At 40.8% G+C, this 13,696-nt stretch carries 10 protein-coding genes; 1 reads left to right on the top strand and 9 read right to left on the bottom strand.

Annotated elements, in window-relative coordinates:
- Positions 1-163: 163 nt before the first annotated feature.
- The 5 genes from IGJ28_RS00205 to IGJ28_RS00225 all read right to left on the bottom strand — a co-directional run bounded on the left by IGJ28_RS00205 (position 164) and on the right by IGJ28_RS00225 (position 7,561).
- Positions 164-1,606 (bottom strand): MFS transporter, encoded by a 1,443-nt coding sequence (locus tag IGJ28_RS00205; RefSeq protein ID WP_103300400.1) that lies wholly within the window; start codon positions 1,604-1,606, stop codon positions 164-166.
- A 349-nt stretch (positions 1,607-1,955) separates the two neighbouring features.
- Positions 1,956-3,638 carry a ribonuclease J gene (locus IGJ28_RS00210; RefSeq protein WP_003128755.1) on the bottom strand — a complete coding sequence of 561 codons (1,683 nt, stop codon included), beginning with the start codon at positions 3,636-3,638 and terminating at the stop codon, positions 1,956-1,958.
- Between the two features lie 120 nt (positions 3,639-3,758).
- Entirely contained in the window at positions 3,759-4,811 is a 1,053-nt protein-coding gene (locus tag IGJ28_RS00215; protein WP_005472640.1) for an aspartate-semialdehyde dehydrogenase, read from the bottom strand.
- Positions 4,812-5,116: 305 nt separating this feature from the next.
- Positions 5,117-6,901: a glycoside hydrolase family 13 protein gene (locus IGJ28_RS00220; protein ID WP_438845072.1), complete on the bottom strand. Its 1,785-nt coding sequence runs from the start codon at positions 6,899-6,901 to the stop codon at positions 5,117-5,119.
- 177 nt (positions 6,902-7,078) lie between these two features.
- Positions 7,079-7,561, bottom strand: coding sequence for a MarR family winged helix-turn-helix transcriptional regulator (locus tag IGJ28_RS00225; protein ID WP_156248082.1), 483 nt, complete (start codon positions 7,559-7,561; stop codon positions 7,079-7,081).
- Between the two features lie 139 nt (positions 7,562-7,700).
- Here IGJ28_RS00225 and IGJ28_RS00230 point away from each other — a divergent pair, with 139 nt between their 5' ends.
- Positions 7,701-10,043 carry an ABC transporter ATP-binding protein/permease gene (locus IGJ28_RS00230; RefSeq protein WP_438845073.1) on the top strand — a complete coding sequence of 781 codons (2,343 nt, stop codon included), beginning with the start codon at positions 7,701-7,703 and terminating at the stop codon, positions 10,041-10,043.
- Positions 10,044-10,300: 257 nt separating this feature from the next.
- Here IGJ28_RS00230 and IGJ28_RS00235 read toward each other — a convergent pair whose 3' ends face one another.
- The 4 genes from IGJ28_RS00235 to IGJ28_RS00250 are packed head-to-tail and all read right to left on the bottom strand — an operon-like array spanning position 10,301 to position 13,690.
- Positions 10,301-11,737 carry a glycoside hydrolase family 1 protein gene (locus IGJ28_RS00235; protein WP_113850204.1) on the bottom strand — a complete coding sequence of 479 codons (1,437 nt, stop codon included), beginning with the start codon at positions 11,735-11,737 and terminating at the stop codon, positions 10,301-10,303.
- The gene (locus IGJ28_RS00240) at positions 11,730-12,176 is read right to left on the bottom strand and encodes a PTS lactose/cellobiose transporter subunit IIA (protein WP_260279122.1); all 447 of its coding nucleotides are present in this window, start codon (positions 12,174-12,176) and stop codon (positions 11,730-11,732) included. The genes IGJ28_RS00235 and IGJ28_RS00240 overlap by 8 nt, the downstream gene beginning before the upstream one ends.
- On the bottom strand, positions 12,124-13,356 hold the full coding sequence (locus tag IGJ28_RS00245; RefSeq protein WP_438845074.1) for a PTS sugar transporter subunit IIC: 1,233 nt from the start codon (positions 13,354-13,356) through the stop codon (positions 12,124-12,126). The genes IGJ28_RS00240 and IGJ28_RS00245 overlap by 53 nt, the downstream gene beginning before the upstream one ends.
- A gap of 22 nt (positions 13,357-13,378) precedes the next feature.
- Positions 13,379-13,690: a PTS sugar transporter subunit IIB gene (locus tag IGJ28_RS00250; protein ID WP_005472652.1), complete on the bottom strand. Its 312-nt coding sequence runs from the start codon at positions 13,688-13,690 to the stop codon at positions 13,379-13,381.
- Positions 13,691-13,696 lie beyond the last annotated feature (6 nt).

A 13,696-nucleotide genomic window follows, 5' to 3' on the forward strand; every position in this document is an offset into this window, starting at 1 on the left:
GACTAATATTTTCTATTATAACAGACTAATACAAAATTCCAAACAATCAATTCGGTGTATCCATTTCATTCATGACGTTATTCTTCTCTTAGTCAAGAAATCACAAAAAAACTGTTCTAGTCTTCAGAAAAAAGAACTAGAACAGTTTTTTTAGGTTCGCAGCTTACAGAGAGTGTTTCTGGAAGCCACCTTGTTTTTTGATACGCCACATAGTCATCAATAGGGCCACAGCACATAAAAGAAACGCACCGAAGAAAGTAACTTTCATTCCATAATTGAAGATATCTGGTCGTCCATTGATATACGTCGTCACATGCTGACCATAGGCACTGCTCATCGCAGAATATAGAATCGTTGTGGACATTGCAATCCCTAGCACCATGCCTAGATTACGAGCAAAAGAGTTCAAGCTACCGGCCACTCCCAAATTTTCTTTGGTCACGCTGCTCATGACCATGGTATTATTCGGCGATTGGAACAAGGAATTTCCTAATCCCATGATTGCTGTAGCCACCACATAATACCAAATAGGTGTATGCTGGTTCATAAACATGTACATCAGTTGGGTAATCGATAGTAAGGCCAAGCCAATCAACACCAAGATTTCTGGACCGACTTGGTCTGTCAAATAACCGCTGATAGGCGATCCGATGACCATCATCAAAGGAAAGACCATCATCAACATCCCGGCTACACTTGGAGTCAACCCACGGGCATTTTGCAGATAAAATGGAATCACGACATTAACAAAAAAATTAGCAGAAAAGATCAGAAGTGCCGTAAACAAACTTAACGTAAAAATTTTATTTCGGAAAATGCTGAAAGTAATCAGCGGCATCGCCACCCGTTTTTCTACTTGAATAAAAGCAATAAAAGCAATGATTGCAACGAACATCAATACTAATGGCAACCATGTCAAGAAGCCTTGCTCCTGACCGATGAAAATTCCACCGAAAAAGGTCAAGATCGCCACAGAGAATAGACCAAATCCACTTTTATCGATGGAGTTGCGGCTCATGGTGATATCTTTGGGTAAAATTTTCTCCCCGGCAATCATAGTCAGAATCCCGACAGGAACATTGATCCAAAAAATATAAGGCCATGAAAAATGAGACAATATGATCCCGCCTAGTCCTGGACCAGCAATTGATCCTAGCGACACGAAAGCGCCGATCATCCCCAGTGCTCGTCCTCGCTCACTAATAGGAAATACTTCCGTAATGATTCCAGTATTTGTTGCCATCGTCATACTTGCACCGATCGCTTGGACGACTCGTGCAAAGAGCAAAAAAGCCAACGAATGGTTGAACCCGCACAATAAAGAACCGATGGTAAAAATCAACATGCCGAGACGAAAGACCTTGATTTTCCCCCAACTATCGCCAATCTTACCAAATAGCAACAAACAAGCACAAACCACCATCAAATAAACCGACACGACCCATTCCGCTTGGTTCATGGGTACGGACATATTTGCCGATATCGTCGGCAACGCAATATTCACGATGCTGCCGTCTAATGTAGACATAAACGTGAACATCGCAACAGCAATCAAGATCCACCATTTTCTCTGCTGGACAAGCGTATCTTCTTGATAACTTTTCACTCAAAACCATCCTTTCGATCCAATCAATTTTCTTTCAACACGAGTTTCTTCGTGGAATTGTTTTTTATCCAGACATCACTCCAGCATCCGGACAAGTCAAATTAGCCAGACTAACAAAAATAACTGACACGCCTTGAGAGACTCCACCAATCCGCACCAGAAAACAGGAGCAATTTCAATGTTTGGTTATTGGAACACTTGCTTTAGACAACACCCTGTCAATGAAGACCTAGATATTATCGATCGGACAATGTTCTCGTATTTCTGCGCTATGTATCTAAAGAGACACCACAAAAATCAAAGCAAAAACTAGGACGTTTGTAGCTGGCGTCCTAGTTTTCTGGATGTTTTATTTGCGTGATCGATTTCTTTGACTGGATTCCATGATCACAGGCAAGATCACTGGTCGGCGTTTTGTCTGTTCAAACAAGAAGCGGCTTAAGCGATCTCGAATGTCTTGTTTCAATTTGCTCCATTCAAACTCTTCATCATGCAAATGTTTTTCAACGATCTCTGCAACGATCTCACCACTTTCCCGAATCAAATCACGACTTGCTTTGACATAAACAAAGCCGCGGGAAGTGATTTGCGGTGCTGCAATGATTTTCTTTTCGCGACGGTTGATCGTTACGACTGCGACGAAAATACCGTCTTCAGATAAGACTTTACGATCGCGTAAAACAATATTGCCGATATCACCGACACCGATCCCATCGATCATGACATTCTCAGCTGGTACAGCACCAGCTGAATGCATTTCGCCTTTTTTGTATTCTAAAACATCCCCGCGTGCGGTAATGAAAATATTCTTCAACGGAATGCCCACTTCATGAGCCAAGTCCACATGTGCTGCCAACTGACGATATTCTCCTTGGATTGGTAGGAAATACGTTGGCTTCATTAAATTCAGCATCAATTGCAGATCATTCGGATTCGCATGACCGGAAACACGAAAATTATCTGAAATTTGCTTCACGGTTCCACCCGCTCGGTAAATGATATCTTCCGTTTTGGCAACGACCGTTTCCATAGCTGTCGTAGGCGTCGTCGTAATATAAACGAGATCCCCTTCTTGAATCCGTAATGTACGATGTGTTCCGTTCGCCATTTTCTGCAATGCTTTGATCGGTTCACCCATACGGCCAGTCTCTAGAATAAGCAATTGCTCATTGGCATACTTTTTCATTTCTTTTTGGGTGATCAGCAAATCCTCTGCTGGTAATTTTAGTTTACCTAACTTCATCGCAGTGCGGATGATCCGTCCAAAGTCCTGACCAGTCAAAACTACTTTTCGTCCGGAACGATATGCTGCATCCAGCACTTGTTGAACCCTCTGTAGATTGCTGGCTACACTTGCGACAATGATCCGACCTTCCCAATAGCGAATGTTGTCAAACACTTCATCTTGAATCGTCAATTCAGAAGCAATCGGTGCTGGGTTTTCTGCATTTGTTGAGGTGCTCAGCAATGCCAGAACGCCTTCTTTACCGATCTCTGCCAAACGTCCGAAATCCGTTTGATACATTGGGATAGCTGTTTGATCAAATTTGAAATCCCCTGTATAGACGATATTTCCAGCGCTGGTTTTGACGCTGATTCCGACAGAATCAGGAATCGAATGCGTTGTCCGGAAAAAGCTGATGGTTGCATGACCAAAATCGATTTCTGAATGTTCATCAATGATATGGAAATCTTTGAATTTCTTTGTTGCTTCGTTTTTTGCTACGGTCAATTTTGCCAACTCGATCGTTAGCTCTGTTCCAAACACCGGAACTGGGACATTCTCCAAGAAATAGGGCAGCGCCCCAATGGCGTCGGCATGTCCATGAGTCAAAAAGACCCCCGCTACGCGATCTGCGTTTTCTTCTAGATACGTGAAATCAGGAATGACCGTATCGATTCCCAATAACTCGTTTTCTGGATAACGGACACCGCAATCCAGAACAAATATATCCTCTCCAACTTCAGCAATGTACATATTTTTTCCGTTTTCACGTACACCACCGAGAGGAATGATTTTGATAGTTTCCAATCTATTCACCTCTTGATTTTTTTACACTATTTATTTCCCTAGCCTAAGCCGTCTCTTTCATTATACAACAAAAAAAAGAAAAGCGTGGCATTCGCTACACTTTTCTGAAAAACTTATGATTTACACTCGAACTAGAGACTGTTCATGCAGCGATTCTGCGATTTGGATAGAGTTCCAGGCAGCACCTTTCAGCAAATTGTCCGCTACCACCCAAAGATGCAGACCATTCGCTACATCTAAATCTTTTCGAATCCGGCCGACAAAGGTCTCTGTCTTACCGACACTCGTCAGTGCTTGTGGATAAATCTGCTGACTTGGATCGTCTTGCAGAACTGCTCCGGGAGCTGCTTTGATCCACTCTTTGACTGCAGTCAATTCCGCAGGTTGTTTTGTTTCGATATAAATAGATTCTGAGTGCCCGCTAAAGACTGGGATCCGAACACAAGTAGCCGCTACTTGGATCGCTGAGTCTTCCATGATCTTTTTGGTTTCATTGATCATTTTCCACTCTTCATAGGTGTAATCATCTTCCGCAAAAACATCGATCTGCGGCAAGGCATTGAATGCGATGGGATAGTGTTTCTTGTCACCTCCCGCTGGCATGATCTCTGGTGCCAACTGATCAGCTGGTGTTCCTGACAAGTAAGCTTGAGATTCCCGTGTCAATTCTGCCATTGCCTTAGCACCGGCACCTGAAACAGCTTGATACGTCGAAACAATGATCCGCGATAAACCTGCGTGTTGCCGAATCGGTTCTAATGCCACCATCATCTGAATCGTTGAACAATTTGGGTTTGCGATAATCCCTTGGTGTTTTGCTAAAGCATGAGCATTTACTTCGGGAACCACTAAAGGGACATTCGGATCCATTCGGAAGTAGCTCGTATTGTCGATTACGACCGCACCGCTTTTAACCGCTTCTGGGGCAAATTGCTTGGAGATACTGCCGCCAGCACTAAATAAAGCCAAATCTACTCCAATAAATGAGGTCGTAGTTAATTCTTGAATGACCAAAGTGGCTCCTTTGAAGACACAGGTTTTCCCAGCTGATCGCTTTGAAGCCAATAGAATCAATTCCTTGATCGGCAATGTAGTCTTTTCTAACATCTCAATCATTTTTGTTCCAACTGCGCCAGTCGCACCAACAACAGCTACCCGGTACCCTCTATCCATTTGATCACTCCTCGAATAAAAATACATTTTTACTAGTTTATCATATTTAAGCAAAAAGAAAAGACCTTACATAAGCATTCTCAGAAAGAAAAAGAAAAAATCTGAAAATTCCCTCTTCTTTCGCTTTCTTTCAAAAAAGGGTTGTTTTTCGACTGTTATTATTTGTCACATCTACGGGTTATAGGCTATAATATTAGTAGAAAGAATTTTGGGGAAGATTCTTTCCAACGTGCATGGGGAAATAAAACCCAATCAGCCTAAATGAGGCAAGACCTGTTTTAACAGATCTTGCCTCATTTTATTTTTTAATTATTGCTGATTTCATTGTTGATTTTTGCAATGACAAATCCTTTATTATCAATGATCATTGTCTCATCTTCGATCTGCATAAACTGATCTAATAAAATTTCCTCTGGGCAAGACAATGTGAGTTGATCTTCCCCAGTATTAAAGATTCCAATGATTCGTTGCGCACCTAATTCCCGCTCAAAAATGATCAATCCTTCTTCTTCAGAAATCACGTTCCAATTCAAAGAGCCCTCTGAAAGGATTTTTTGATGACTCTTGCGCAAATGAATCAAATCAGTTGTGAAGCGCAACAAATCGCGGTCTTGCTTTTCCTCTTCCCAAACCATACATTTCCGGCAATCCGGATCCATATCCCCGGTCAAGCCGATTTCATCGCCATAATACAGGCAGGGAACCCCTTGCTGCAAGTAGGTAAAGGCCATCACCTGCCGCATCAGGTCCTTATCGCCCCGTGCCAATGTCAATAGACGCGGCGTATCGTGAGAATCCAAAATATTGAATTGGACTTGATTTGTCTGGTCCCGATAAAGCATCAATTGATTATTTAGTTCCGAGACCATCTTTGTCATTGATATTTCGTCTTTGACGAAGTATTCAATGATTGCATCTGTAAAAGCATAGTTCATGACTGCATGGAATTCGTCCCCTTGGAGCCATCTTTGAGAAGAATGCCATATCTCTCCTAAAATATAAAAATCGTCTTTGGCTTCATCACAGACCTGACGAAATTTCTTCCAGAAATTATGGCTCACCTCATTGGCTACATCCAAGCGCCAAGCATCGATATCAAATTCTTCGATCCAGTAACGAGCAATTTTCAGGAGATAGTCTTGAACATCCGGATTCTCTGTATTCAGCTTCGGCATATGCGGGGTAAATGCAAACACATCATACGTGATATCATAAGCATCTTCAAAATCTTCGCCTTCTTTATAATTGACAGGGAATTCATTGATATGGAACCAATCGGCAAAGGGAGAATCTGCACCATTCTTAATGACATCGAGCCATTGGTGGGAAGTATCCCCCATATGATTGAAAACTGCGTCAAGCATGACCTTGATTCCTCGTTTGTGGCATTCTTCCACCAAACGTTTGAAGGTCTCATTATCCCCAAAAGCTGGATCAATCGCTAAGTAGTCGATCGTATCATATTTGTGGTTGGAGTAGGCTTCAAAAATCGGACAGAAATAAATCCCATTGATCCCTAGCGAAACGAGATAATCCAGATGATCGATCACGCCTTGTAAATCTCCACCAAAAAAATCTTGCCGATCGGGATTTTTGGACCCCCAAGGCAATGTGCCTTCAGAATCATTGGATGGATCACCATTCGCAAAGCGCTCCGGAAAAATTTGATACCAGACTGTTTCTTTGACCCATTCCGGTACTTTGAACCGATCCGCCTCTTGAAAGTAAGGCATCCGAAAATAATTGTTGTTCATTTCTAAATATTGCTCTTCAAACGGATAGACCCCATGATCACCATAGAAAACATGGAGACCGTCAAAACTTTCAATAGAGAAGCCGTAAGACAATCGGCGAAATTCTGCACTCACGGTCACTTGCCAATAATCGTGCAAGTCAGTAGAGAGAATTTTATCCATTTCGATTCTTCGTTGATACCAGGCTTCTTTGTATAGCGTATACGGATCCCCGCATAATAATTGCACGTGACGAACATCTTGACGAGCTGTGCGCAGCCGAATGTGCATTTTGTCTTTTTCAAATAAATAAGCAAATTCACTTTCTGGACGATGATAGATAGCAGTAGTATTCATAGCAGACTCCTTTAATTATTTGTTGTCTCTATTTTCCCACACACAAGAAGAGAATACAAGAAAAACATGCAATCGATTGCTTTCTTGTATTCTTTTTATAAAAGGTTAAAAATATAAACTCAACATCAAATAACAAAAACACAGCAATCGTTTGCATTGGTAGAGAAAGCGAATCCGTTACTTGATCGCAGGATGGTTCGAGCAGTTATGTTCTTTTAAAATGTCATACTTTCGCAACAAGCCAATCACCAAAGTCAAGGCTTGATAAAGCTCTGTAAAATCTGATGGGCGCATCACTGAAACCTTCTCATTCAAGCGATCCTCAATTTGTTGTTTTTTGCGACTGAATAATTCTCTCCCCGCATCACACATGAAGACATTGACTCTGCGGCGATTGGTTTCATTGGTTTTACGCATGACAAACCCAGCTTTTTCCAATCCAGCAATTGATCGACTAATCTGTACCTTCGATGTGCCGATTTGTCTTGCTAATTCAGACATCGTAATTCCTTCATTCGTTGAAATCAACACAAGTTCCAGAATCTCCATTTTTGTCAATTTTAAATCTTCTAACCCAACTTCTTCAAACAAAAGGTTCCCTAATAGCGAGAAAACTTCTGCAAATACTGAAATATCAAACTTTTCTACTGCTTTTGGCATTTTCTCCCTCTTTTCTTTCTCTATAGTTTAGTATAAGAACTTCTGCAAAACAATAACGATTGTTGATTTTTGTTAACTGTTATGATAGCTTTTAAACAGGATGAAAAAAACATGAAAATGGCAGGAAAAGAGTGACAGCATGCTAGAATTAAAAGATATCAAGAAGTATTATACGGTTGGATCAAGTACCACCAAAGCATTAGATGGTGTTTCGGTAGCTTTCCGAAAACAAGAATTTGTAGCCATCTTGGGACCAAGCGGCTCCGGAAAAACCACCATGCTAAACGTAATCGGTGGATTAGACAACTACGACTCTGGAGACATGGTCATCAACGGGAAATCGACCAAATCATTCAAGGATCGTGATTGGGATGCCTATCGGAACAATTCGATCGGTTTTGTATTCCAAAGCTACAATTTGATCAGTCATTTAGGGATCATTGATAACGTCGAATTAGGGATGACCTTAAGTGGTGTATCAAAAGAAGTCAAACGGGCGAAAGCAGAAGATGCTCTGACACGGGTTGGCCTTGCGGATCATATGCACAAAAAACCAAATCAACTTTCTGGTGGACAAATGCAGCGGGTAGCGATTGCTCGAGCATTAGCCAACGACCCAGATATTCTTCTTTGTGATGAACCAACTGGCGCGTTGGATTCAGAGACTAGCGTCCAAATCATGAAGTTGATCCAAGAGCTTTCCAATGAAAAGCTAGTAATTATGGTTACTCATAACCCGGAACTAGCCAATCTGTATGCGGATCGTATCATCGAGTTCAAGGATGGTCGGATCTTAAAAGATTCTAACCCGCATATCGAAGGTCAAAAGAAAGATCAATTTGAATTAAAGCACACAAAAATGAGTTTTCTCACTGCATTGCGCCTTTCTTTCAATAATATTCGTACCAAAAAAGGCAGAACTTTCTTAACAGCGTTTGCCTCAAGTATTGGAATCATCGGAATCGCCATCGTCTTGTCTTTATCGACCGGATTCCAAAAGCAAATCGATAATACACAGTCTGAAACATTGGCCCGTTTCCCGATCACGATCTCTAAAGTAACGACGGAACAAGACCCTTCTGCAATCAGTACTCGTACTAAAGAAGAGAATTTCCCGTCCACTAAAGAAGTGACCGCAAAACTGAGTGACGCTGACCGGGCAACCCATATCAATAATATTGATCAGGACTTTCTTGACTATCTCAATAAAATTGATCCTGAGTTAAGCAACAACATTGGCTACACTCGTTCGACTTCGTTGAACTTACTGCGTAAGGTCGATGATAAAGTAGAACAAGTCAGCTTTTCAAATGCTTCAGCTGATAACGAGCAGACAAATGCCATGATGTCCGCAATGAGTGCTTCGACGGGAATCGGCGTTTCAACCTTCCCAGAACAACTATCTGAGGAAAACGGCAACTTCCTGAAAGACAACTATGATTTGCTGCAGGGAGAATATCCTGCATCAGCAAATGACGTTGTACTGATCGTTGACGAGAACAACGTGACGAACGTCAACGCATTGATCAACTTAGGATTTGATATCAAAGACGGCGATAAAGTGTCTTTCGATGATATCGTAGGAACAACAGTCAAGTTGGCACTTAACGATGCCTTTTATACTGAATTGCCAACTGGGAACTTTATCCCAAATCAAGATTTAACAGCTGTTTATGACAACAGTGCAAATAAAGAATTAAAAATCAGCGGGATTTTACGTATCAAAGAAAAATCTACGATGAATTTGCTTTCTACCGGGATCGCTTATAGCGATGCATTAGCCCAAGAAGTTATCAAAGAAAACAAAAACTCGGCAATCGTCAAAGCCCAAAAAGACAATGATATCAATGTTATGACCAACGAAAAAATCGATGCTAGCACGCGCGATTCTCTAATCGATTACTTAGGTGGCAGCGACTTGCCAAACAGTATTATGATCTATCCAAATGATTTTAGTTCCAAAGAAAAAATCTTGGACTATCTTGATGCTTACAACAAAGGCAAAGATCGTAAAGATCAAATCGTTTATTCTGATTTAGCTGGAACCATGACGCAATTGACCGGCGGCTTGATGGATGCCATCACTTATGTTCTGATTGCTTTTGCCGCTATCTCATTAGTGACGAGCATGATTATGATCGGTATCATCACCTATACTTCAGTTTTGGAACGTACGAAAGAAATCGGCGTCCTAAAAGCTTTAGGTGCGCGTAAAAAAGATATCACTCGTGTCTTCGATGCTGAAACATGTATCCTTGGGATTGCTTCTGGTGCATTAGGTGTCTTGATTGCTTGGTTAGCTACTTTCCCAATCAACGCGGTCTTATACAATATGACTGATCTGGAAAATGTTGCACAACTGAATCCAGTCCATGGATTGATCTTAATTCTGGTCAGCACGATCCTAACCATGATCGGCGGCCATATCCCAGCACGGATGGCAGCGAAAAAAGATGCTGCGATCGCTTTGCGGGCAGATTAATTCTTTCTAACTAGTCACAGCTAAAGAGAGCATTGCAGCTGTCAGTTAATGGTGCTCTCAACAAAACAAAAAGTACTCGAAAATGACTTTTCGAGTACTTTTTGTTTTATGCCTGCGATAAGCTCTTTTGTAACCTGAAAATCCGGGTTATAGAGGACTGCTCCTTTGAGTTTGTGGATGGTCTGCTTCCACTAAAAGAAAGCATTCAGCTAGAGCAGCCAGCACTTATCTTCTATTCTCTTTAACTCTCTTTAATCTTAGTCAATGATTTCTCCATTACTGCGGATAACTTTTTGATACCAAGCAAAGCTATCTTTTTTGATTCTTTCGCCACTGCCTTTTCCATAATCATCACTATCTACATAAATAAATCCATAGCGTTTGCTCATTTCACTAGACGAACAGCTGACTATATCAATGGGTCCCCAAGCATAGTAACCGCGCAGATCCACACCATCTTTGATTGCTTCTTTCATGGCTCGAATATGATCTCGATAATACTCTATACGATAGGAATCATGAATGCTCCCATTTTCCAATTTATCAAAATAGCCAATCCCATTTTCAGTGATATAAATTGGACACTGATAGCGATCATAAAACTCATTTAAAAGAATTCTCAAGCCAATGGGATCAATTGTCCACCCCCAAGGATTTGCTGGTAGTTCCTTATTTCTGTGTGGTCCTAAATCCTTATCGTAAGAGTCTTGATCGCATATTTGTGTATAGTAGTAAGAAAAAGACATAAAGTCTGCCGTATGCTTCAGTGCTTCTTCGTCATCTTCTCCAAAAGTTACATGAATGCCTTTATCATCAAAGTAACGGAAAGCATAACCAGGATAGCGGCCGCGAAGTAAGACGTCTGCAAAGAAATACTCCATTTGATTTAATTTTAATGCAGCTAGAACATCTTCAGCCTTGCTAGATGCCGCATAAGAGGGACCGCCACAAAGCATCATGCCGATCTCATTATCTGGATAATGTGCATGCGCATATTTTGTAATCAATGCACTAGCAACCATTTCATTGTGTACTCCTTGATATTTAGCAGAAAGCAAATCCTCTACTGCATCCTCAGGAATTCCAAGATGATTGAACGATTCATGGACAATTAAATTGATTTGATTAACCACTATCCACTTCTTTACTTTGTCATGATAGCGATCTAGCAGAACTTGACCATAACGGACAAAGAAATCAATAACTTCTCTTGAATACCAGCCTTTATACGAAGTTGTCAAATGAAGTGGCATTTCATAGTGAGACATTGTGATCATTGGTTCCATACCATTTTTTATTATTTCATCAAATAAATCGTCATAAAACTGCAAACCCGCTTCATTCGGCTCCAACTCATCTCCGTTTGGAAAAATTCTTGCCCAGTTGATAGAAGTCCGAAATGTTTTTAGCCCTAATTCAGCAAGCAATTTCAAGTCATCTTTATACGTGTGATAGAAATCAATTCCCCACCGTTTTGGAAAAATTCGCTCTGTACTGTTCATTGCTTCTTTGATATAAGCTGTCGTTATTTCCATATTAGATTTCTTTTCTAAGTCAACATCTGGAAGAAACTCATTAATATCTGCCACACACCAGCCTTTTCCGTCTACATCCCACGCACCTTCAGCTTGATTGGCTGCAATAGCACCGCCCCATAAAAAATCTTTTGGAAAACCTTCAGGTATTTTAGTCATTTTCTTCCTCTCTTTCCAGTCTACTCTCCAATTGCTCAATGCGCCGATCATAGGCTTTAAAAATTGCCAGCATGCGTTTAGCAATATTTATCTCACTGTAAATAGTCATCAATGTATCCTGTGCATGTGCGAACAACACAGAATACTCTCCATCTTCACCAGATGTTTCAGCCGTAATTGCATCTGTCTGTATGCGGTGTGCCTGTACAATCTCCTCATTTGCTTGCTTTATTTCCACTTCAGCCAGTGCAAAATCATATGATTCAATCGCTTTCAAGGCATCCATACAATGCTTTCTGGCATCTCCAGCATGTAGAATTATCTGCATGGCATGTTGAACGATTTGTTCTTTCACCATTCTAAGACCTTCTTTCACAATTATCTTTCTATACTCTTTCAGTTGCTTCAGCAGCTTCTCTTTCGCATTCTTGTTTTTCATAGGCTTTAAAAAATGGATACCAAATCGCTGCCGCCACGACAAAAACAATCAGCATTAGCAGAATGCCTGAAATTGTTCCGGTAGTTAGCCAAGTGGCAATCGGAAATGGACAGTACCACATTTGAAACATGACTGTTGGAATAGGTGCAAAAGCGATGACTTTCGTAAATAACCAGACAATTAATGGCAATATCAACCCTTGTAACCACATCGGGACCATCAATAGTGGATTCCAAGCAATACAGCCAAAAACAATCGGTTCATTGATATTAAAAATCGTCGGAGCAACCGAAGCCGTACCCAAGGCTTTTAATTTTTTTGATTTGGAGCGCATCAACATAAAAACAAGAGGCATTGTACAGCCGATACCGCCAATCCATAGATAAGCAGAATAAATAGTTGGATCAGTTACTAAATTCATTGCCTTTCCGTCAATATTTGCTTGAATAGCAGTCAATAAAACCGGGTTTAAAACAGGCGTTAATACCCATGTTGAAATTCCCAACGAATAGAGGAAACAAACAATCAACATCATCAATGAAAAGCCCCATGGCGTCTCAATCACACTTTGTAATGGCATAAAGATGGCTAGAACAGCATTGTAGACATCAAAGCCAAGAAGATCAACGAAGATCCATCCGGTAAGGACAACAATACCGATTGGCAGCATAGCATCAAACCAAGAGCGGACAAAATCGGGAATCACCGATTCCTCACTGAAAAAAGAAAACTTTCCAAATAAATTCAACACCATACCAGCGAATAGTCCTGCAACAATTGCAATAAACATTCCCCCTGCACCAAGCGCACTATGACTAAAACCAGGTTCTCCGTCAGAAATGACTTGTGGAGAAATAATAATCAAAAATAAGATGATTCCAGACATTCCAGCATTGATTCTTTGCTTACGCAGTCTTTTTTTCTCCATCAAGTTGAAAGGAATCAGAAAAGATATGACAAGTGAGATCATCCCCATCGTCCATCCGTATGGCGTCCAGAAATTGGGTAAACTTGGAAAATAATCATTTAAAATTGCCAGCATACAAAAGACCGATCCTAAGAAAATTAATGGCAAAGCCTGCATGATTGAGTCTTTAAGAGTCACGATCCAAACGTTATGATTGATTTTATTCATTTTGGGCGTAAAGCTGTTTTCCAGCCAGTTAATTAAGGATTGCATTTTATTCCCTCCATTCTGAAAGCTACTGTACCTCTTCCAACAAGTGGTCCAAAGCTTGTTTTCCGTTTAATGTGGCATAGTATTCAGGCTTCATCAAAATCACTTTCACTGGTGCATCACCAACAAATTCTTCTACTTCATCCAAAATATACGCTAGATGGGGACCAACCATTAACGCATCAATGTCGTCAATGTAGTTTTCAATCTCACTTTCACCGCGAGCAGTAATTTTTATGTCCAATCCTTTTTCAGCAGCAGCTTTACGAATATTAGCAGCCATAAAACCTGAGCTGGCTCCAGATCCACACACAAGTAAAACATTCAATTTTTTCATGATTTT

Origin of the sequence: Enterococcus sp. AZ091 (assembly GCF_051714805.1) — a bacterium.
Lineage (GTDB): Bacteria > Bacillota > Bacilli > Lactobacillales > Enterococcaceae > Enterococcus_D > Enterococcus_D gallinarum.